This window comes from Thalassotalea euphylliae (assembly GCF_003390395.1).
Classification (GTDB): Bacteria; Pseudomonadota; Gammaproteobacteria; order Enterobacterales; family Alteromonadaceae; genus Thalassotalea_F; species Thalassotalea_F euphylliae_C.
Genome location: NZ_QUOV01000001.1, coordinates 2,535,118 through 2,558,254 on the forward strand (window position 1 = coordinate 2,535,118; position 23,137 = coordinate 2,558,254).

Genomic DNA, 23,137 nt, shown 5'->3' on the forward strand with positions numbered 1-23,137 from the left:
TTATTTTGGCACTAGCACCAATTGATAGCGATAGTTTGAGTCAGCTAATAAGTACTCAGAATGCACGCTTGGGCTCCACGAATCATCGCCACCAATGCCCATATGCTGATGATCGATGTAAACGTGTACCGCATTACTTTTAACCAGCTCATGCGTATGTTTTGCCGCCGTTAAGTTTTCTTGACTGTATTGGCTGACCGCGAAGTGGAAATTCCCTTCGACAGTAAGCTTATCAAGCGTTAACGACTGACAGTCAGTGCGCAAACCATTATCGGTAGGGAAAATATAGTTCGTATGTAGCTCATCAAGCGTTGCTTGATAGTGGCCAATACGCGCAGCCGTATTGCGGTCGGGGTAGTTTTCAAATGGCCCTTTGCCAAACCATTCTATACGCTTATTCTCAGCTAACTCGTCATTGTATAGAGCAAGTCCTAGTTCAACACCAACACGCGGCAATAGCGGTAATGCTTCGCTTAGTTGTACATCAACATCTACTATCAACTTACCTTTTGGCGTCACTTTACCTTGCCATTTGGTTTGTGCAACAAGTGTATCGCCATGGGTAAATTGGTAAAGCGCGGTCACTAATACACTGTTACCCGAATGTTTTGCATTCAAATGCACACAGTTTTGCTGCCACTGCCCTAACCCCGCTTTTTTCCAGCGCTCTGCCCAAGCATTAGGATCAATATTATCCACTTCACTAACGCCAATATCGTTATCCAGCGGCGCCCGATAAAAATTATCCCGCAGCGGGGTCGCTAACAACGCCTGCTCGCCGACATGCCATTGACTTAGCAGGCCACTAGCTTTTGACCAACTAAAAACAAAGCTATCTGTATTGTCAGCGGTGCCAGTGCCTGTAACTGAAATCGTCTCATCGTCTTCGTTAATGGTTAACGATTGAGTTTCTGATTCTGCTGGCTCGCTCGCTTTAAACGGCACTTTAAAAGGCGCTTTAAATGGTACTAGGGATTGATGATTTTTCAGCGCAAACTGTTCGGTTGCCAATACATGGCCAGCAGGTGCAAAGCTTGAATCAGCGATTTGCACGACATCAAGGTTCAGATGGTATTTAGCGCCCGCCTTGCGGGTAAATTCAGGTTGAATAACTAGCGCTAAAGATTGCTCTGCTGCAGTTAATAGCGGTAGTTGCCCGCTTTCAATCACCTTACCATCTTCTAAAATTTGCCAAACAAGCTGTTCGTTATCAGTTGCTCTGAACAAGAATTCACTGGTAATGGTTAATTCAAACTCTTGGCTAGTGGCCGAATTTGATTCCTCACTTAAGCTAAATTGGAAGAACTGCTGACAATATTTTGCTTCATAAATACTTGGGTGAACACTTCTATCAGGGAAAAGTAGGCCATTAATACAAAATTGGCGATCGTTAAGCTCGTCGCCAAAATCACCACCGTAAGCCCAGTACTTCTCACCACTTTTTGTGGTTTTGGTGAGTCCTTGATCAACCCAATCCCAAATAAAGCCACCTTGTAATTTCGGATAAGCGCGAAACGCTTGCCAATAATCAGCAAAGCTACCCAAGCTGTTGCCCATCGCATGGGCGTATTCACATAAAATCAGTGGACGGGTTTCATTGGGCAATGACAACCATTTTTTAATCGACCATTTGGGTACTGCTTCAAACGGCTGATCGCTATCAACGCGCGCATACATCGGGCAAATAATATCAGTCGCTTTTGTATTAGCCCCCCCACCTTCGTATTGCACAGGACGTGATGGGTCGTAATCTTTTGACCATGCGTACATGGCATCGTGCGTCGCACCGTGGCCTGATTCATTGCCTAACGACCAAATAATAATCGATGCATGGTTTTTATCGCGTTCAACCATTTGCGTGTAGCGATTTAAAAATGCTGCGCTCCACTGAGGGTCAGACGCCAAACGCCCCATCGGAAACATACCATGCGTTTCAATGTTGGCTTCATCGCAAACGTATAAACCGTATTCATCACACAGCTCATACCAACGCGGGTGGTTTGGATAATGCGCAGTGCGCACCGCATTAAAGTTATGTTGTTTCATTAACTTAATGTCGTGGATCATATCCGCTTCCGTGACCACATGACCTAGCTCTGGGTGATGTTCATGACGATTAACGCCGCGAATAAGCAGCGGTTTACCGTTCAAACACAACTGCCCATCAAGCATTTCAACTTTGCGAAAACCCACGTTATAGGCTTCAACATCCACCACTTGCTGCTGTTCATCCAGTAGCGCAATAATACAGCGGTATAGATTTGGCTGCTCTGCACTCCACTGCTTGGGTGCTTTAACCTGAAGTTCGCTAAAACTAACATCTTGCCAAGCGCCCTTTTCATCAATCACTTTTTCATTAAAGCCTGATACCACAGGCTCAGTTACGGCAGTTTTTCCATCAAACAACTGAACTTGCACTTGATAGCTTTCAGGCGCACTGACTCGCGTTTGAATGGCTAAGCTGCCATCGCGGTAACAAGCGTCTAAATCAGGGGTGATAAACACGTCTTTAATTTGCTGCTTAGGTTTTGCCAGCAAAGTAACATCACGGAAAATACCACTAAGCCACCACATATCTTGATCTTCAAGGTAGCTGCCATCACTCCAACGCAATACCATCACCGAAAGGTAGTTTGACCCTGCTTTTAAGAACGGCGTTAAATCAAATTCACTAGGCAAACGACTATCTTGCGAGTAACCAACCCAGTGGCCATTGCACCACAAGTAAAATGCTGAATTTACGCCATCGAAAATGACAGAATGTTGTTTAACGAGTTGTGCCTCGGTCATCTCAAATGTTGTGCGATAACAACCTGTTGGGTTATCAGCAGGCACAAAAGGTGGGGTGACTTCGAATGGGTATTTAACGTTGCAGTAGATTGGCTTATCAACACCATGTAATTGCCAATTCGCAGGTACAGGCAATGTTGACCAATCTTGGCTAGCGATTAATGCTTCGCTAAATACTTTGTCATCCGATTCAACGAAACCGTTTTCAACCTGCTCTGGCGCATCATACAGACGAAACCACCAATCACCATTTAGCGATCGTCTTTGTGCATGCTGATTAGATAGCGCATCTTCGACCGTGCTAAAACCGTTTAACGGACTATGCGCGCGTATTTGATTAACTTGAAAAGACGACTGATTTTCCCAGTCGCGACGTTGAATTACTTGCTGAAAACTTGTCATGGCAATGCCTTAAAAGCTGTTTTATATGTTGTTGTGCGCGATTATTGCTTGTTGGACGTTGCCTTTTAAGTGCACAACAAACCTATTTGTATGACTAATACGATAATTCGAATTGTATCGCCACCAAAACCAGAAAGCTATGGTAAGTTGGCGTGAATCATCACTTATAATAATGACTAGGGCGTGTTGATCTTTCGAGATTGAATTTTGTTCAATCTAAACGCTTTCTGATCGCGGCGCTCGCTTTGTCGCATAGTCGTTCTCGGCTTTGTCTCCTGAGTCGCTCTACCTACTGCATCCATGCAGTCGTATGTAAAAAGCGAGCAACAATGAACAGGAAGCGTTTAGATAACCCCCTCAACACAAAATAAAGGGGCAGCGTCTGTTTGAATTTTCTACTGTGTTGGCACTTATTTATGGAGAATGACTACACTACACAAGTGCCGCCTTGTATAAAACCCAAACAGACTGCTGCAAAAACAACCCTGAAAGATCAACACGCCCTAGAGTTTAGTGCCTTAGTTTCGCATGATAACTGCTAGAAAGAGTTGATGAATGCGTTATTTCGCGGTGGGCTTTAACTCTTGAATAAAGACGGCGCCCGATTCATTGCCATTAGCGGCATGATAAGGAGTAGTAATGACGGCAACTCCATCAGATAAATCTAAATTCCAGCCAAATCTATCGCCTGCCATACTGTGCTTAGCCATAATTTTGTTCGCGTAGCCCCAACCATTTTGGCCTTTTTTGTAGACATAGGCGGCGCCAGTGTCTGTACCATTAGCATCGTGATTCATCGCGCTGATAATTGCCGTATCGCCACTAAGGGCAACACCACGGCCAAATCTATCGTCAGCATAACCATCTGGCGATGTGAGTTTAACCTGTTCTGTCCAAGTCTTACCCTCTCGAACAAAAATATAGGCAGAACCAGCATCTACTCCTAAGCTGTCAATATCGTCTCGCCGTGCCGAAATTAATGCCGTATCGCCAGAAATAGCGACCCTAACGCCAAAAATGTCAGTCTTCCCGCCATCGGATGCCATTAATTTTGCTTCTTGCTGCCACTGATTGTCGTCGAACCGATACACATATACGGCACCTGCGTTTTCTGCTTTTGCGTCGTGTAAATCAGCGCCAACAAGCATAGTATTGCCATCAATTGCCACGCTAATACCAAATAAATCGCCAGCGACACCATCATTTGCCTTAATCTTAGCTTGATAGCGCCAAGTATTGTGCTCTCGAAGGAATATATAAGCTGCGCCTGAATCCTTCCCCAAGGCATCATTACGCGGCGCGCCGATAACTAAGTACTTGTCGGTAAGTGCGATGCTTTGACCAAAGGCATCCCCTGGCTTTGCATCAGGTGCGGTAATAATCTGCGTTTGTCGCCAATTGCTCAATGTACGTTCAAATGAAACAACAGCGCCAGCGTCTTTCCCTTTATCATCGCGTCGCATCACGCCTAGCATGGCAATATCACCATTTAATGCGACTTTGCCACCTAAAGTGTCTTCTGCAAAAGCTGGCTCCGCTACCAGTTTAGCCTGTTGATGCCAGCCATTTTGATACTGACCTTTACCGCCTTCTACAAAAACGTAAGCCGCTCCAGCATCTGTTGTATTGTCGATATCGGCTTTAAATGCACCAACCAGTATTGTGGTGCCATCAATTGCTGCGCTATAGCCAAATGAATCACCAGCTTTGCCATCTTTAGCCAAAATGATCGTTTGGTTAGTTAGGTTACTTGTCTTAGTGGGTAAGGGTTCGCCTAGAACATGGCTGTTTGCAAAGGCAACTCCACAATAAAATATGGCGCAAAGCTTAATTATTCTTGTCATTGTCAGTGAATAAATCTGGTTGGAATTGTGTGCTTTACGACATATAAGCGTATCTACGTCGCCTGTGCAACAAACTATTCCTGCTACCAACATTTGGTTACATAATATTCAAGCGGTAAAAGTACTTAGCGCCAAATAATCCGCTATTTTGTTGCTCAAATAGCATAGTTACCAAAGGCGTTTGACAAAGAGAACTAGCGCATTTAATGCGCTAGCAAAGGACGAGTTAATCTGAAGTATCTACTACCGAACCATCTGATTCTGATGTATCTGTTTCAGCTTGCTCAGCAAGCTTAGCGCGCTCTGCTTTCGAGATATATTTGGGCTTATTGCTTTTGTGCAGCTTAGCATTGGCTTTCTTTTGCTTCGCCAACAAGGTCGATTTAATTTTCTTTTTACGGTTCATAAACGATTGTGCTTATCATTGCACTTATCAAAAGTAAGAAATAATGTGACTATTGTAAGCGATTTACCCAACCAGCTGAAACTTAGCTAGTACAAAATTAGCTGGTAAAAATTAGCTGCTATAAACTGAGCAGATAAAAACTAAGCGGCTAATAGCTAGGCCGCAGAAGCACCCACGCTTGCCATTAAATCACCGGAAAGATAAGGCGAAATATATTCACTAAAACGAGCAAAGTCGATATTGCCGCCAGAAAGCACAACCCCAACACGCTTACCTTTCATCTTTCCTTTCATATTGGCCTGTTCAGCAATCAAGCCCGCGAGCGAGACTGCACCAGCTCCCTCACTTAGGTTGTGCGTCGTTTTAAAGTACAAATACATGGCCTGCGTGATTTGTTGTTCGGTCACCGTTATCACGCGACTGGCACCACCTTTAATAATCTCAAACGCCTCAGGAAGCGGTGTGCGTGTGGCAACACCGTCAGCCAAGGTATTTACTTCCTGGCCAGGAATGATTTTGCCAGCGTTGAATGATTCAGCAAAAGCAGGTGCACCCTCTGCTACCACGCCAACAATTTCTGTTTTTATACCCAATAAATCTCGAGTTTTGATTAAACCACAAATACCTGAACCCATGCCGATTGGCACATAAACAACATCTAAATCTTTTACTGCTTGCAAGAATTCAAGCGCGTAGGTCGCAACCCCGATTACCAACTCAGGAGCAAATGGCGCTACAGGCTGATAGCCAGTGCTTTCCACCAGAGAGGCACTGTGTTGCCTAGCCGCTTCAAAGTCTTTGCCATGCACGACTAAATTGGCACCAAAACCTTTAATCGCTGCATTTTGATCCTCACTGTTGCCCTCTGGAACAACTATAGTGACTGGCATTCCCGTTTTTTGACCTGCAAACGACAAACTTTGTCCGTGATTCCCACGTGTTGCCGACAAAATACCTGCAGGCCTGTCAGCGCTTTGCATCAACTGATCCAGTAAATAAATGCCGCCGCGCACTTTAAAGGCAGTCGTTGGCGTGTGGTTTTCATGTTTTACCCAAACATCACAGCCCAATTGCTTTGATAATTGCGGCCAGTTGTATTGTGGTGTTGGCGGCATAATTTGATAAATAACATCGGCTGCGTGGTTAATATCTGACAGGTTGAACATAACGCCCTCGTTGATCTGGCTCGGCTAAAAACTTGACAAAAAGCATAGAAGCCTTAATTGTATGGTTCAAGAATTATATTGTATGGCGGACAATAAAATCTGGGCACCTAATCTTAACGAAGCACTTGCAGCGAGCAATTCGAAAAAACCACTTTACCTGCAAATTGTTGATGCGATGGCGCAAGATATCGCCAGCGGTAAGCTTGCGATTGGCGAAAAACTACCACCGCAACGTCAACTTGCATGGCACTTAGATATTAACCTGAGTACGGTAACTAAAGCGTTTCGCCAAGCAGCAAAACAACAGTTAATTTCAGGTGAAGTTGGGCGCGGTACTTATGTTCTTGGCCAAAGCGCTGAGGCTGAACTGTTTTTATTAAAACAATCGGCTGAACAAACCGTGATCGATTTAAGTACCCACCAACCAGCAAAATTACTCGACAAGCACGGTCAAGATAATGCGCTTGAGCTAGCAATAGCCAAACTCAGTGAACAAGCTGGTGGGCTTAGCGAATACCTAGATTACCAGTCACCAAGCTTTGTTGCAGAGCTGAAATTAGCAGGGGCAAAGTGGCTATCAGAGTTAGGTTACCCGATCAGCGCTCAGCACTGTTTGATCACCAATACCGCACAAAATGCGCTAATGATCAGCCTAATGGCGTGTTGTCAAAAAGACGAGGTGGTATTAGTAAACGAGCTCACATTTCCCGGAATGAAAGCGCTCGCCAAACAAATGGGCATCAAGCTTTATGGTGTAAAAAGCGATCATTTAGGGCTAGTGCCTGAAGCCTTGGCACTTGCCATTCGCACCACGGGCGCGAAAGTACTGGTTTCAGATCCGCTTTATCAAAACCCCACGGCTGCGTCGATGAACGACAAACGCATCAAGGATATTAAAGCAATTATTAGCCGTGAGAAGATCTTGTTTATCGAAGAGTATGTCATTGGAGCGCTATCTGGCAGACCGCCTATTTCTGCTGATATTCAATCGCAATCGATTGTCATTTCGAGCTTTGCCAAAGCGATATCGCCAGGTATTCGTTTTGCGGTAATTGCCGGTAAACACCCTGTGCTGACTCAAATTAGCCAACAAAGCCATGCCACAAGCTGGCAACTTAGCCCACTCACTGCCGCGATTGCAAAACTATGGATTGACGATGGCACAGCGCATGCTCGAACTAAAGCACAGCAGCAAGAGATAGCAGCGCGATTTAAGTTATTTGCAACGATCTTCCCTAGCAAAGTAACTACAGCGAATGAGTTTACTGACGATAAAGTCAGAGGTAATACTCAAAACACAGAAGCTGACAACAAAAAGCAAGCAAATCCGCTTTGCTCTCATGTTTGGTTACCGGTGAAGCAAGACGCAGATCTGGTCGCTGAGCAGTTGGAAACTCAAGGCGTGCGAGTTGTTCCGGCTCGTGTTTTTGCGGTCAGCCACCACTTCCCAAACGCGATCCGAGTGAGCTTAACTGCAGCAAAAAGTCATAAAGTACTGGTAAAAGCGCTTAACATAATCAAGCAATCGGGTTTTATTGAGAGTATTTAAAGGTTTCGAAAAGTCATGAACTTAATAGCTTTTTTTGCCAATTCGATATTCACCTTTTGCAGCTAGATGCACAGACCAAACAACACCACTAATGGCAAGCCACACCAAACACAAGGCAAAGAAAATAATCAGCCCATGGTTAAAATTGCCGCTTTTGCCGTAGTCCATGAAATGCAGCATGAAGGCAATATCGGCTAAGCGTTTGTGCTGATCGCTATGCCCTATAACTCGTCCCGTCGCGGATTCAATATAAACACTTGTCGCCAGCTCATCAGCAAAATTGACCTGCCAACTTGGGTTTTCCTGACTGGGAAATTCCGGTAGGTTTGACTCATAAAAGCTCACGTTTGCTATATCGCCTTGCCCTGAGTAGCTTGCCTTGGCTATTTGGCGGATATGGCTTTCGGTCAAGCTAAATGGCTCGCCAGTATAGGCGTGGAATAGGCTGTATTGATTGACAAAATGGCGATACAAGCCTTTTTTATGACGAACAATGTAAATCGGCTCACCAAGCAATTGCGTGAGTTGAATATCGGTTGCTGGTGTCGTTTTGCCAAGAATAACACTGGGCGCTATCAACTGACGCATATCAATATCCGATTGTTGATGCGCCGCTAGCACTGCGCTGCTGCTAGCACGATAGGTGTTACCCCGTGCCTTTTGGCTATCCATGACATTAAAATATAAGCCGGAGAGTAGCCAAAGTAATACTTGCAGAGCTAATAGCAAAGATAGCCATTTGTGCGTTGTTCTAATCCATCGCATGAGACTCTCCTTGCTGGGCGCTAGATGAGTACACAGAGTCAGTATTTGGCTGGTGGTCTTGTCGAAGATTTGGCTTTAAATCGAGCAATTCCTTGCGAGATTTGATACGAGGTGTCATACGGGATTTCATGCGAGATTTCATGCAAAAGTACAGTAATACCGTACCGCTAAACACCGCCAGCAAGCTTGCGATTATTGTCCAGAACAACAATTGGTTGTCAGCTTCACCGTCTTGATAATCCATTAAATGAAAACGAAAGAAGTAATCAAAAATACGCCAGTAGTTGTGGCGTTTGGTAACCACTTGCCCCGTTAACACTGATACATAAATACTGGCACCATCTAGCCCTTGATAATCAATGCGCCAAACAGGTAAATGCCTTGCACTTAACTCAAATGGCGCATTTTCTGTAATTAACTCGACGCTCGTTACCTCACCTTCGCCCGTATATTCATAGCTAGCTACGGCGAGTGCTGATGCTTTTGAAAGCGGCGATAACTGCTCACCCGTTTGGGCGTCAACGAGTAGTGTTTGATTACTATTAATTGTGTGCGAGCCATCGCCATGTTTTTCGCTTGATTCCATTGTTAATTGATAAACAGGTTTATCAATTAACATGGCAATAGTGAAAGATTGAATATTCGGATAACGCCTAGCAAGTTCTTTAATGGGTAGCCTAATATCGCTTGGCGTTATTGTCGTTTGATGGTTGTAAACCAGTGAGTCGCCGTGAATATAGTGAATATTAATTGTCACCATATAAAGGCCGGTGATTGCCCAAATCAAAAATGGCACACCTAACACCACCATTAGCCATTTATGCCAAATCCGGCTTTGTTGTTGCCAGCTTGTCTTTCGCTTGCTTTGTTTGTATTTATTTTGCACGGATAATGATGGTTAATGAGTTCATTTTTTTATATTGGGCTTAGTCGCAACTAACTATTTTTGCTAATTTTTTCTTATGCCTTTACTTCGCCAAAGATAATATACAACAGGTAATACCAGCAAGGTTAACACTAGTGCCGAGAGCATACCACCCACCATGGGTGCGGCAATTCGTCGCATCACCTCAGCGCCTGTGCCGCTGCCATATAAAATCGGCAATAAACCAATGATAATGGTGGCGACCGTCATCACCACAGGACGAACTCGCATCCCCGCCCCTTGCAAAATCGCTTCAATAAGCATGGTATTAGTCATTAACTGGCCGCGTTGCTGGCATTCCTCATACACTGCTTGATAAGCTTGATTAAGATAAACCAGCATAATTACACCAATTTCCACGGCTACGCCTGCCAAGGCAATAAAACCAACGCCCACAGCAACAGAAAAATTAAACGACTCTAGGTAAATCAGCCAAATACCGCCAATCATTGCCAGTGGCAGTGTTGCCAAGATAATCGCCACTTCGGTAAGTTGACGGAAATTTAAATACAGCAAAATCACGATAATCGCTATCGTCAAGGGCAATACATAAGTCAATTTTTCCTGTGCTCTGGCCATGTATTCATATTGTCCTGCCCAAGCGAGCGAATAGCCTGCTGGCAACGGTAATTCTTCAGCAAGCTTAGCTTTTGCGCTGGTCACATAGCTGGCAATGTCAACATCAGAGTCGACATCAACAAAGACAATACCATTTAAGCGTGCATTCTCACTTTTAATGGCTGGTGGCCCTAATTTGATACCAATATTGGCAACATCACCTAGCGCTATATGTAAGCCACTACTCGTCACTAGCGGCAAGCGAGCAAGCTGCTCTGGCGAATTACGGAAATCTTGCGGGTAGCGCAAGTTGATCGGATAGCGCGCGAGTCCTTCTACCGTTTGCCCGATGTTCATACCACCGACAGCAGTTGCCACCACTTGCTGAACCTCGACGATACTTAATCCATAATGCGACGCTTTAATGCGATCAATGTCAATATCAATATAGCGCCCACCCGCAACACGTTCGGCATAAACAGAGGCTGTACCTTTATGTTCACTTAGCACTTGCTCGATTTGTTGGCCAATTTGCTCGATAACCGCTAAATCACTACCCGCGATTTTAATGCCAACAGGCGTTTTAATCCCCGTAGCAAGCATATCGATACGGGTTTTAATCGGCATCACCCAAGCGTTGGTTAATCCGGGGAATTTCACCAATTGATCCAGCTCAGCGATTAAATCATCGTTGGTTATTCCCGCTCGCCACTTGCTTTGCGGTTTAAGCTGAATAAAAGTTTCAATCATGGTCAGCGGCGCCGGATCTGTTGCGGTTTCAGCACGGCCGATTTTGCCAAACACGTTTTGCACTTCGGGAATGGTACGAATCAACTTGTCGGTTTGTTGGAGTAGCTCTCGGGCTTTACCAATAGACAGCCCCGGATACGTGGTTGGCATATACATTAAATCCCCTTCATCCAGCGAAGGCATAAACTCACTACCAATTTGATTCACCGGCATAAAGCCAATGTAAGTCACCACCAAGGCCGCTAATACGGTCGATTTTGGAAATCTAAGCACAGCGTTTAACACCGGCAGGTAAATGGCAATCAACAAACGATTAATTGGATTTTTGCGTTCAGACACTACCTTGCCACGAATAAAATAGCCCATCAGCACAGGAATTAGTGTGATTGCTAAACCCGCTGCAGCGGCCATTGCATAAGTTTTGGTGTAAGCGAGTGGCGAGAACATTCGCCCTTCTTGCGCTTCTAGTATAAATACAGGTAAAAAGCTTACGGTAATAATCAATAAGCTAAAGAATAATGCAGGCCCAACTTCGGCAGCAGATTTCGCCACTAACTGCCAGCGCGCTTGATTATCTATTGCGCCATTCGAGGAAGCTTTTTCCAGATGCTTGTGCATATTTTCAATCATCACAATAGCGCCGTCTGTCATCGCGCCAATTGCAATCGCAATACCGCCTAACGACATAATATTGGCGTTTATGCCTTGCCAATGCATTATGATAAAGGCCACTAAAATCCCGATAGGTAGGCTGATAACCGCAACCACCGCAGAGCGCAGGTGAAACAAAAATACCGCGCAAACCAGCGCGACTATCGCCAACTCTTCCAGCAGCTTTGACCATAGGTTTTCAACAGCACGTTCTATTAAATTAGCGCGATCGTAAACAGTGACAATTTCAACACCGTCTGGCAGCCCTTGCTTTAACTCTTCAAGCTTTGCTTTAACGCCAGCGATGGTTTGCTCGGCGTTTTCACCAAAACGCATCACTACCACACCACCAACAGTTTCACCTTCGCCGTTAAGCTCAGCAATACCACGGCGCATTTGCGGGCCAAGCTGAATATCCGCAATATCGCCTAAGAGTAATGGTTTACCTTGATTGTTTTTGTCGGCAGGAAGACCTAAGGGAATAGCCGCTAGGTCTTGCTTTGATTGAATATAGCCACTGGTGGTAACCATATATTCCGCTTCCGCCATTTCAATGACGGATGCACCTATTTCTTGGTTACCCTGCTGTATCGCCATTTGAATATGACTGAGCGGAATATTGAAGGCGCGCAGCTTATTGGGATTCACCACCACTTGGTATTGGTTCACCATACCGCCAACGGCTGCCACTTCCGATACGCCAGCAACCGCTTGCAGTTCGTATTTTAAAAACCAGTCTTGGATACTGCGAAGCTGGCTAATATCGTGCTGACCGGTTTTGTCTTGCAGCGCGTAAACATAAATCCAACCAACACCGGTTGCATCTGGCCCTAATTGTGGTTTTGCAGCAGCAGGCAAACTCGGTGTAACTTGTGACAAATACTCTAACACCCGCGAACGTGCCCAGTACAAGTCGGTATCATCATCGAAAATAATATAAACGTAAGAATCGCCAAAAAACGAATAGCCACGCACCGTTTTTGCACCCGGCACCGATAACATTGCCGTGGTTAACGGGTAAGTCACTTGATCTTCAACCACTTGTGGCGCTTGACCCGGATATGAAGTTTTGACGATCACTTGCACGTCAGACAAATCCGGAATTGCATCCACAGGCGTTTCTTTTAACGCAAACAAACCGCCAGCAACAAGCATCAAGGTTAAAAGTAAAACCAATAACCGATTGTGAATAGACCAGTAAATTATACGCGCGATCATTGGCTAGCCTCGCTAGTACCGATAGCGGTTATCTCTGTAACAACAAAATCACCAGCACGTATCTCAAAAGTAAAGCGCACCTTATCACCGCTCTTTACTGCTGATAAATCCAAGTTTTCGCCAGCAATAAAATCCATCGTAGTGGCTGGTCGTTGCCATTTTTCAATCGCTTCACGGGAAATATTGATAATGCGTTGTGCATTTCCCTCTTCTGCATGAACGTCTGCATCATCGTCTGCATGGGCGATGGCATTAACAATACCGTTAACTGTCGCGGTGGCAGCTGTATCACCGGCCATCGACGACATACGCATAAAATCAGATGAAACACTCGATTCTGAATCAATTAAAAACTGAGCGGAAATAACCACTTCATCGCCAGCTTCTAGGCCAGCTTCTAGACCATCGAGAATGGCAACTTGCTCGCCACTCACTTGCCCTAGCCTAACTGCAACTGACTTAAACTGCCCGTCACCTAACGCCAATACCACACGATCTTGCAGCCCAGTGCGAATAACTGCTGATAACGGTACATTTACGGTCGGCTCACTTGGCGTTGCATCAATCGTAACCTGAGCATACATATTCGGCTTTAACTGCTCATTAGGGTTAGCAAATTTAAGGCGAGCGCGCAGCGTGCGGTTATCAGCACGTAAGGTCGGATAAATATAATCAACTTTACCTTGCCATATTTGACCCGCTAAAAAATCGAGCGACATGCTGACGTTATTGCCTGTCGCAATATAACTCGCATCACTTTCTAGCACTTGTGCTTCAACCCACACAGACGTTAAATCACCAATGCTCATCAAGGTATTACCCGGCTCAACATAAAAGCCTTCACGAATTTTTAGATTGTTGATCACCCCTGACTTGGGCGCGTAAAAAGTAACGTTTTGCTGTACTTGACGCGACTTGGTTAAGCGTTCAATAAAAGATTCACTCAAGTGCAGCGCGCTTAAACGAGCTTTAGCCGCTTTTACTAAACTGTTATTTGGAAAGTTTTTGGAGGCTTGCGCATTAGCCGTGCTAGCAACATTGGCACGGTTAAGCGCGATTAAAAACTCTTCTTGTGCATTAACTAATTCAGGGGAATACAAGGTATAAAGAGGCTGCTCTGCCTTAATTTGATCGCCCGCAGCTTTAACAAAAAGTTGTTCTACCCAACCAGCAACTCGCGGGTGAATGTGGACGATAGAGTCTTGATCGTATTGCACCACACCCAGTGTGTTTATTTGATGCACAAGTGGTGATTTTTTGGCGATAGCGGTACGAACGCCAAGATTGTTAATCACATGTGGGGCAACGCTTACCGCACCTTCACCGTAATCTTTACCACGACCTTGCGAGCTTATTTCGTCTTCATAAACAGGCACAAGATCCATGCCCATGGGCGATTTACCGGGTTGGTCGCGGCGATACTTAGCGTCCATTGGAGCGACCCAATACAATGGTTTTTTCTCTTTTTCGCTTGTGCTTTCGGCTGTCTCACCTTGAGTAGTTTCACCTCGCTTAGCAGCCCCCGACGGGAACAACAAATAGCCGCCAAGCACACCTATAGCTATGCCAAAGATTAACAATGCAACTGGCTTATTCACTATTTTTTTTAATTTTGTATTCATAAAATTTCCTAACAACAACCTTATTTGCTTGCCGTATTTTCGGTCGTTGTGGTGAAGTAATAATTTAAGCGACTGACCGCTTTGAGCAGCTCTACATCTATGGTCAATGCCGTTACTTTGGCATTAAGCTCAGCGATGCGTGCTCTCACCACATCGGTAAAGTTACCATTAGCATTGGTATATGCCGTTAGCGTTGCTTTTGATTGCTGCTGAGTTTGTTCAAGAATTTGCGATTGATATAAGGTTTGGCGTTTCTTTAAGCCCGCAACATTTGCCAGCTCTTTCTCTGTTTCACCAAGCATTTTTTGCAGTAGCAAACGTTGTTCTGTTTTTACCGCTTCACTTTCTGCCGTTGCCGCTAACAACCAATTGTCTTGGCGCTTTTCAGTAAACAGTGGCACTTCAACACTTACCCCAACGGAGAAAAAGTCAGCGCGCTCGCCATCATTGCGTTCATTGATAAAGCGGTTGTCAGCATCGTCACGATAACCATAGCTCGCATTGAACTGCCATTTAGGCTGATACTGAGTTTTGGCAAGTTTAACGCTTTGCTGCGCAACTTTTTCATCCATGCCTTGCGCGCGAATTTTAGGGTGAGATAAAAAACGTTGCACGAGATTCGCCTGACTATGGCTTTTGTTGCGACCGTTAAATTCAACCAAAGGTAGGCAGCTAGGTAGGAGGCTAGGTAACTGGATTGATAAATATTCTGATCCAGCTGCATCGCTCGGCAGGTACTCAAACAGGGCACCTAGTGCAGCTAAATACTTTTGCTGCTCGGCGACTAACTTATCATCGAGCTGTAATAACTCGAGCTGCGCCGCAATAATGTCTTGCTGTTTCACCTTGCCGCTAACACTGCCATAACTGGCCTTTGAGCTATCGACTAGTTTTTCAAACAAAGCGCGATCGGCTTCAATAAATTGCATCACCTGCTGTGCACGAAATGCTTCTAACCACAATAAAGAAACTTGGCGTTTAAGCTGAGCGCTTCTGTCTAACCTCAGCAGAGGTTGCTTGCCTGCCGTTAAATCAAACTGGGACTTTCGTATCGCTCGCTCACCCTTTCTTGGTAATGGCTGACTGATACCTAACCTTAGCTGTGTCATATTTTCTTGGTTAAAACTCCATGTATCGGTAGACAGGTTTTGCACCCCAAGCGAAATTACAGGGTCTGAAAAGCTCATCGCGGCTTCGCCTTTGGCAAGGCTAGCCTGTTCTTGATACTGGCTTTGACCAAGCCAAGGATCTTCACTCACAGCGAGGTTAATAGCCTTTTCCAAGGTTAAAATGGAGGGCACCTTAGTCGCGCTGGAAACAGTGTTAGCATTTCCAGCAGGTAAATAAGCACTAGCAATGGTAATGACCAGCGACAAAGCTGCGTTATAAAGCCTACCGCCGTGGTGAACTTGATGATAAAAATTAACGATACTTGTAACGAAAACCATAGCGACACTCCCGTGCCTAGCCCTAGCTTCTATGTATACACACAACCTTTAAAACCATCAGGGATAAAACCACAACCGGAATAAAGGAAGTAATGCCAACTTGTAGCTAAAAAGCTTTAACAACATGCACTGATCGCTAGTCAAAAACTAACTAAAAGCGCAAAAACAATAATAAAAGGTGAGTTTGGGGCGCAATAAGCCCTTATTTTGGGCGCAATAACGCCAGAGCTATAAATCGTGTATTGGAGGTTTGAATAAAGAAGAGAATATACCGCGCAAAGCGACTTGCGTAAGGCCAAAAACCTTATCTGAATTAAACGCTAATGCGAGTGAAGAATTGTCATTAAAAGCTGTAACACTTGAACAGCTCGCCGTTGGGCATGAGCAGTCAGCACCGCAGCAATCCATATCACTCATGTTGGCGGTATCACTCATGCTAGCGCTATCACTTTCACTAACAGCTCCATTCATACTAGCCATATGCATAGCATGTCCTGAGTGCAAGTTCCCCTTAGATTCGTTTAGAGTTTGAACTTCTTGTTGGTAACTAGTTTGATTGTGGTGGGCATGAGCGTTTTGTTCAGTGACCTCAGTGCTGGAAGCGTGGCTCATATTGCAGTTATGCATAGCAAATGCCGATGTCTGAGCAGACACCACCGTCACCATTAACAACCACAAAATAACTTTAGAGAGAAACGCTTGCATAACAAAAGAATAGATCACAATTGGCGCAAAGGATAAAGCCAGCGTCATTAAAAGTAAATGAGTATCAAAGAGTTCGTGCTAATACTCGAGCCCTAAGCTCACAACCTATGTAGTTAAGGCTCACCATTTCTGTAGATTTACATATCGGCTGTCATACACTTACTATTGACCCGTCTATTACTTTATAGTTTAGAGTAGCTAACAAGATTTAAGTGAGCATCCGCATGTACCGTATCTCTGAGCTAGCAAACCAAGTGGGGCTTTCAAGAACAGCCCTGCTCTACTATGAAAAACTAGGGCTTATCAAAGGCCACCGACAAGCGAATGGCTATCGGCTGTATTCAGCATTAGATGTGGAGCAAGTAAAATTTATTCAACAACTTCAGCTTGGTGGCTTGTCGTTAAAAGAATGTAAAGCTTGTTTGGCACACCAAATTGATAAAGACATGCTTAAACAACGGCTTGCCAAACTAGACGAAGAGATATTACAGAAACAACAAGCCCGAGAAATGCTTGCAGCCATGGCTGGCTTAACTACAGAGCTTAAATCGAGTGATACTGACTCTAGTGGTCATAACACTGAGTTTAGCGAACAAAGCTGGCACCAAAAAGCAATTCACGACACACCAGAAGCGCATTTTAATTGGCTTTTAACACAAGGCTTTAGCGAGAAAGAAGCCTTTCGACTGAAATGGTTATCAAAAAACATGACACAACACGATCAATATATGAATGACTTTATGCATATTTTTAATGGGCTAGAAAGGTGGGGGCCAGGCGATGAAAGCGAAACACTGCACGCCCTTTCGCTACTAACAAGCAAGCCCGAAAAGGTGCTCGAAATTGGCTGTGGTAAGGGCTTAGCAACCAAAGTACTTGCGCAGCACTTACAAGCTGAAATTACTGCAGTGGACAACGAAGAATCTGCACTCGTCAGTGTCAAACAAATGCTTCAAAGCAAGCCTAAAACAAACTTAAAAAGCTCGGTTAACACTCTTTGCTCGAGTATGACCGACTTGCCATTTAAACCTAATAGCTTTGATATTATTTGGGCAGAATCATCTGCCTATATTATGGGCGTAGAAAACGCACTGGCTGCTTGGAAACCGTTACTTACTGATAAAGGTATACTGGTGTTTAGCGATCTCGTTTTGCTGACAGATAAGCCAAGCAAAGATGTAGTAGAACATTGGCAAAAAGACTACCCAGATATACAAACTATTGATACCAGAAGACAACAAATTGCCAAAGCAGGTTACGAGCTAATTACTGATTTTACTTATCAGCAAGCCTCTTGGGATAACTATTATCTGCCCTTAAAACAGCGAATTAACAATTTATCTAATTGCATGAAAGGCTCAAAAGCACTGGCTGATTTATCGCGCGAAGTTGAGTTTTATCTGAATTATCAAAAAGAATATGGATATCAGATGTTTGTTTTAACGCCATCCTAGGCTCAATTGCTACATTTCGACTATTAAAAATTAAAAATTGAAAATTGAAACTAAAGGTTAGTTAAACAATTAAAGTGAGATCATAGATCGAACTCTTCAAATAAATCGTCATCAACACTTGCTTCGGAGTGATTCAGTGGGTAAGACGACGACTCAAGTTCTCCTACATACATACGTGGTGAAGGCTGGCGTTGACTATCCAAAAAACCTACAGGTATTGCAACACATCGATTAAACTTCAGAGCATCTATAATTTCAGATTCATCTTGGCAAAGATAAACATTCCTTTCACAGACTTCACAATGCCTTACAGTATCATCATCTGTAATGCTCATACTGTCCCAATCTTCAGGGCATTTAAATTTAAACTCACAATTTCTAAATTCCATTGAAGTCAAAGTTCCTTTTATATTTCCGTGTTAATGCCTGATTCAACCTAACTCGGATATATTTAGTAATGATTTAAATCAGGTAAAATTTTTTTGATGGCGGTGACGGAGAGATCTTCCGCCACAAAACACAAAGTCACATAACTTTTTGAATGTATTAACTATCCTACCATCCATAAAAATTATGTGACAGAGCTTTGTGACTAAGTTTATTAACTTATGATTTCATACTCTTTACTAACTTACTGATTTGTTCCAATCCGTCATACGAAGAAGGTAACTTAGCTTCTTCTGAGACGATTCCAGAAAATATTATATTTTCAAATTTAGACAATGATTCAGAATCTTGCTTTTTAATATCCGCTGAATAACCAGAGTAGCTTTGAATGAATCTGCATAGAGTTTTTCTTAAATCTATTTGCAACAGCTGAGATTTAACAGACTTATAATTTATCAACAATATTCTAAAATAGTATGTGCAAATAGCGATAAATGATATTGTCGGCACTAATGAAACTAAAAGTCCTTCTTTAATAGCACTGATATTGCCAACATTATCTAAAATCACATATAGCTCTATTAAAATAGGCAAGAGAATTACCACTGAGAGGATTCTCAACCAACATAGCAAAGAATTTTTTTCATTCGTTTTTTCGGTAGCTAAATCGTCAAATCCCTGATACAAACCAACAAAATTAAACCCATTTTCATACTCGTCCAAAGAAGCTTTTAATTGGTTCACTCGTTTTTCTTTTTCAGATATTTCTTTTTCCCATTCACCTTTTAGTTTTTCTGCTTTATGTTGATTTGAATTAAAATCTTTAATACTTGAGATAGCATCACTGTTGATAATATTCTTAATTATATTGACGGGCATATCTCTTAGAGCATATTCAATTTGTCCTTTGGAGTCTTCTTCAAAGTTATCTACATTGGTAACAACAAAACGTCTCGCACGTTCAAATTCAATTGCTAAGTCATTTTTTATAGAAAGATATAATTCGAATAAAAAACGAAAACAGTCAGTGCATACTCCATCTAATCTATCTTTATCTAAAACACGTTCATTATTAGACAAACGATCAATAAATGACTGCCCTATCCAACTTATATTCACTTGACAATTTTTATCCCACTGTTCTGCGTTATTCTCCATAGCACTTAAAACTAAGGTTATTACATTATTCCTGCCATTTTCAAAATCAGTTCCCTCTTCAATGGCTTCCACTCGAACTCTAAATGACTGTAAAGCAGATTTTGATCTTGGTGTATCAAATAACTTTTCCATTTTTGCCCTTATATTAAATTCAAATTTTCAATCTATACTTCAAAGATAACTTTTTACGATTGAAATTAATATCTGAACTTTTTTCTATAAACTTAGGATATTCAGTAAGTTCATTAACTTTTAACCCCCAGTAATATCCTATTTCACTTTTATAGCAATGGGAGTAAACAAAGAACAAAGCATCGTAAAACTGGTAGCCTAAAATCAAATAATCACTAAGCTTATAGCCTTTTATTTCTTCTATATCTTTACTGGGGTTAAGCTTAGTTTGTAGCTTTCGAAATTTAGCTTTTTCTTTATCAAAAATAAATTTAGATATTACAGCAGCCAATGGTAGCGGAGGGCATTGATTGTTTATAGATTCAATCAATTCTCTACCGTAATCTTGAAGTAAAAAACCAAGCTCATTAATTAGCTCAACAGGTAAAAGGCTATTAGTTAGCAAAAGTTTATGTTCAACCGCCCATACAACCCTAGTTGGAGCTTCATATTTATCTGATAACCAATGACACTGTTCATTGATAATTGTTTGTTCTATCTCTCTTACGAGTTGATTTTGTATATGTAATTGTAGTTTTAACATTGGAGCCTCCTTGCTCTTTTCTTTATGGTTTGATTAGGCAAATTGTTTTCGGCTCCGCCGGAAACAATCTCTATGTCAGCGCTATTTTTTGCATTTATTTCAGCCTTATTCTCATTAAAGTAAAACGGGCTATACCGCTTTGTGCGCTGAGTTTCAGGAACATAATTCAGACAATTAATGTTGCTATATTTGAGCACCGCAGCATTAAAGCTTTTTTTTAATAGCTTTAATGCTCCTTTCCTTTGTATCTCACGTTTCACTTCACCATTAATAACTTTATTAACAACTAAATTAATATGCTGGTTCTTTTGGTCGTGTAAATTGATAAAGCTACTTTTTAATAGCTGTTCTTTGTCTACCAGTAGATAATCAGATAGATCGCTAAAAATATGCTTAGAGACTTGATACCACTGCAAATCACTGAGCTTAATATCTGGTGGTAATGTAAATACGAAACTTTGGGCGTAGCTCGTTATATTTCTGCCACCCTTTTTTGATTTTGCTCGTTTAAGATTTCGCTGTGTTACTTCTGAGATACAGTTATTTATATATCGTTCAACACTATTATGAATAGGTATTATGCGAGTTATACCACGGTGGTTTTTATGATTTTTCGCAGTTAAATAATTCAAATAAGAGCAGATACCCGAATGTTCATCCCGAACAGGTTCTGCGATTACAGTCCAATTTTTCATTCCATTCTCGTTTGTTCTTATTTCAATAAAACATAAAAATGAGAATTGTAAATATCTGGTGTTAATTAATTTTGGTAATGAGTCACAAACTACCCCAAAATTATTTAACTTCCAGATAGGCAAACCATACAAAAACAAGTTTTCAGGTTTACTTCTGGTTTTTGCATAGCAAAAATTTGACAAAAGAAAAATTGATGGTAAATCAATTAGTAATGGGTGTACTTTTTAAAGTACGGTAAAAATTATTCCTGTTATAAATCTCATTATTTAGTTGCTAATCATTATTTGTTTTTGCCTTTACTGTTCTTGGGTTGCCAGGAGTGTGGGATAGTAAAGCCAAGGTCTACAAGGGGGTCGCAAGGACCAACCCGCAGCGGGCGGTGACTTCACTAACACTATTTCTAAAGTAAAAGTCTTGGTATACGGGCAAACCAACCAACTCCAAGTAAAAAAAGTAGGGCTAAAAATAGTAAGTTATGAATGTTCTCGGCTAAGTGGAGGGTGCGAATGCAGCTTTGTGTTTTTAGCTGGGTAAGTCCACTTTGTGAAATTGTTTAACACAGAACAAGAGTAGCCACGGCAAAAAGAAGATAATTTATTATGATTGAACTTTGCCAGTTAGCGTCTAATGGTCTTAATCGACTAGGGCAGACGTTTGCTGGCAAAAAGGGCAAAGCCCTTATTGTCAATCATTAATGGTTAAGCGAACTAACCTCTACATAAGTGACCCAATTGGTGTTCAAGGTCATTAATTATCCATTCAACCTTTGAATCATCTAACTTAATATCATAATCAATTTGACGCCTTATGAATGATAATTGAGATAATTCCTGAAAAAGTAAATCCAAGTTTTCTTGTGATACTTTTGAATCAAAATTTTCACTTTTAGTGCTCAATGCTGGTGTACCAAAGGATTGAGAATTAGGATAAAAAAGTGACTCTAAGTTAAAAAGCTCCCCTACTGCAAGTAGCTTATCTTCTGACGTTACAATGTATGAAGTATTAACCTCAGGTAACCTCGATGGTTCTAACAGCATCTCAGGCAACCTCAAAAGTAGCATATCCCAAGCCGTTGCTCTTAGGTTCTTTGCTGCTTTTTTGTATGACATATTCGGCTGTATATTCAAGAACCTACCAGCTAAATTAGAAAAATAGTAAATTGCGAGTGAGAACTCTCTCATAAGCATAATATCTAAATCTTCTACCAAAAATTTTATAAATTGGTGAGTTTTATCTATTATATTTTTTTCAGATACTTCTGGATTTAAAAAGTGAATTAACACCATTTTCAATAAGCAAGCATAAGTAAGTCTTGTGTGCTTTTTATACATATCAAAAGCATTCACATTTATTAAAGATTCAGCCCACCTTAAAGCGCACTCTTCAATACTCGAAGCATCATATTTTTCAAAATAATAATCAATGGCTTCTTGTTTTAGGGATATTTCACCAGATCTTAAAAATACTTCTTCGTCCATAGCGTGTAACGTAAGCAACGAAGTTAGCTTTTCAGAGGTAGTTTTTAAGTACACTTCTTCGGGAGATTTAGCCCAGTTTTCAACCATATAAAAAACGGGGTTGTAATCGCACTTTATCTGAGAAACGTGGTTCAGAAACTGCGTAACCACAAATTTTGAATCTTCATCCTGCTTTCCCTTACCCGAAACGAATCTATGCAATGCGTCAACTATATGGGAATCCATAATAAGGGTATGTACAAATCCTAATTGTAATTCCTTTCTTAGGACTGCAAAATCATAGTTAAGAACAACAGGTCTCTTACCTTGAAATTGATCCACTAAACCTATTGTCTTATTACCTTTTTCAAACCTGAGAGAATCCGCATAGATCAAAGCTTCATATGGTGAATTGGTAAATTCATAAATAACAGCATCCCGCATTTCGGGGTTTTCGAATAGATTTCCCAT

Annotated in this window: 17 protein-coding genes; 2 read left to right on the forward strand and 15 right to left on the reverse strand. The window is 42.2% G+C overall.

The genetic code is table 11. From position 1 onward, the window contains the following. From DXX92_RS11290 to DXX92_RS11305, 4 genes are all read right to left on the reverse strand, one after another. Entirely contained in the window at positions 1-3,192 is a 3,192-nt protein-coding gene (locus DXX92_RS11290) for a beta-galactosidase (RefSeq protein WP_116000536.1), read from the reverse strand. A 560-nt stretch (positions 3,193-3,752) separates the two neighbouring features. Continuing rightward, complete coding sequence (locus DXX92_RS11295; protein ID WP_342768054.1) at positions 3,753-5,129, reverse strand: hypothetical protein; 1,377 nt, start codon at positions 5,127-5,129, stop codon at positions 3,753-3,755. Positions 5,130-5,262: 133 nt separating this feature from the next. After that, on the reverse strand, positions 5,263-5,442 hold the full coding sequence (locus DXX92_RS11300) for a DUF2986 domain-containing protein (protein WP_116000538.1): 180 nt from the start codon (positions 5,440-5,442) through the stop codon (positions 5,263-5,265). Positions 5,443-5,597: 155 nt separating this feature from the next. Further along, positions 5,598-6,608, reverse strand: a complete 1,011-nt coding sequence (locus tag DXX92_RS11305; RefSeq protein WP_116000539.1) for a threonine dehydratase — start codon at positions 6,606-6,608, stop codon at positions 5,598-5,600. 82 nt (positions 6,609-6,690) lie between these two features. On the opposite strand from DXX92_RS11305, the gene DXX92_RS11310 reads away from it, so the two are divergent. Beyond that, positions 6,691-8,157, forward strand: coding sequence for a PLP-dependent aminotransferase family protein (locus DXX92_RS11310; protein ID WP_181901747.1), 1,467 nt, complete (start codon positions 6,691-6,693; stop codon positions 8,155-8,157). A 21-nt stretch (positions 8,158-8,178) separates the two neighbouring features. Here DXX92_RS11310 and DXX92_RS11315 read toward each other — a convergent pair whose 3' ends face one another. From DXX92_RS11315 to DXX92_RS11340, 6 genes are all read right to left on the reverse strand, one after another. Continuing rightward, positions 8,179-8,922 carry a PepSY domain-containing protein gene (locus DXX92_RS11315; RefSeq protein ID WP_116000541.1) on the reverse strand — a complete coding sequence of 248 codons (744 nt, stop codon included), beginning with the start codon at positions 8,920-8,922 and terminating at the stop codon, positions 8,179-8,181. Next, the gene (locus tag DXX92_RS11320; RefSeq protein ID WP_147301954.1) at positions 8,909-9,808 is read right to left on the reverse strand and encodes a PepSY domain-containing protein; all 900 of its coding nucleotides are present in this window, start codon (positions 9,806-9,808) and stop codon (positions 8,909-8,911) included. The genes DXX92_RS11315 and DXX92_RS11320 overlap by 14 nt, the downstream gene beginning before the upstream one ends. A 63-nt stretch (positions 9,809-9,871) precedes the next feature. Next, positions 9,872-13,024, reverse strand: coding sequence for an efflux RND transporter permease subunit (locus DXX92_RS11325; RefSeq protein ID WP_116000543.1), 3,153 nt, complete (start codon positions 13,022-13,024; stop codon positions 9,872-9,874). Next, complete coding sequence (locus tag DXX92_RS11330) at positions 13,021-14,646, reverse strand: efflux RND transporter periplasmic adaptor subunit (RefSeq protein WP_116000544.1); 1,626 nt, start codon at positions 14,644-14,646, stop codon at positions 13,021-13,023. The genes DXX92_RS11325 and DXX92_RS11330 overlap by 4 nt, the downstream gene beginning before the upstream one ends. 20 nt (positions 14,647-14,666) lie before the next feature. Then, on the reverse strand, positions 14,667-16,094 hold the full coding sequence (locus DXX92_RS11335) for a TolC family protein (RefSeq protein ID WP_116000545.1): 1,428 nt from the start codon (positions 16,092-16,094) through the stop codon (positions 14,667-14,669). Between the two features lie 228 nt (positions 16,095-16,322). Then, the gene (locus DXX92_RS11340; RefSeq protein WP_147301955.1) at positions 16,323-16,748 is read right to left on the reverse strand and encodes a hypothetical protein; all 426 of its coding nucleotides are present in this window, start codon (positions 16,746-16,748) and stop codon (positions 16,323-16,325) included. Between the two features lie 275 nt (positions 16,749-17,023). Between DXX92_RS11340 and DXX92_RS11345 the strand changes: the two genes are divergently transcribed. Further along, complete coding sequence (locus DXX92_RS11345) at positions 17,024-18,253, forward strand: MerR family transcriptional regulator (protein WP_116000547.1); 1,230 nt, start codon at positions 17,024-17,026, stop codon at positions 18,251-18,253. Between the two features lie 80 nt (positions 18,254-18,333). Here the strand turns inward: DXX92_RS11345 and DXX92_RS11350 are convergent, their stop codons facing one another. From DXX92_RS11350 to DXX92_RS11370, 5 genes are all read right to left on the reverse strand, one after another. Further along, positions 18,334-18,642: a hypothetical protein gene (locus DXX92_RS11350; RefSeq protein WP_116000548.1), complete on the reverse strand. Its 309-nt coding sequence runs from the start codon at positions 18,640-18,642 to the stop codon at positions 18,334-18,336. A 217-nt stretch (positions 18,643-18,859) separates the two neighbouring features. Beyond that, complete coding sequence (locus DXX92_RS11355; RefSeq protein WP_116000549.1) at positions 18,860-19,930, reverse strand: hypothetical protein; 1,071 nt, start codon at positions 19,928-19,930, stop codon at positions 18,860-18,862. Positions 19,931-19,949: 19 nt separating this feature from the next. Next, positions 19,950-20,513 carry a hypothetical protein gene (locus DXX92_RS11360; protein ID WP_116000550.1) on the reverse strand — a complete coding sequence of 188 codons (564 nt, stop codon included), beginning with the start codon at positions 20,511-20,513 and terminating at the stop codon, positions 19,950-19,952. Continuing rightward, complete coding sequence (locus tag DXX92_RS11365) at positions 20,507-21,208, reverse strand: hypothetical protein (protein WP_116000551.1); 702 nt, start codon at positions 21,206-21,208, stop codon at positions 20,507-20,509. Before DXX92_RS11365 ends, DXX92_RS11360 begins: the two co-directional genes overlap by 7 nt. Before the next feature lie 708 nt (positions 21,209-21,916). Then, positions 21,917-23,137 carry a hypothetical protein gene (locus tag DXX92_RS11370; protein ID WP_116000552.1) on the reverse strand — a complete coding sequence of 407 codons (1,221 nt, stop codon included), beginning with the start codon at positions 23,135-23,137 and terminating at the stop codon, positions 21,917-21,919.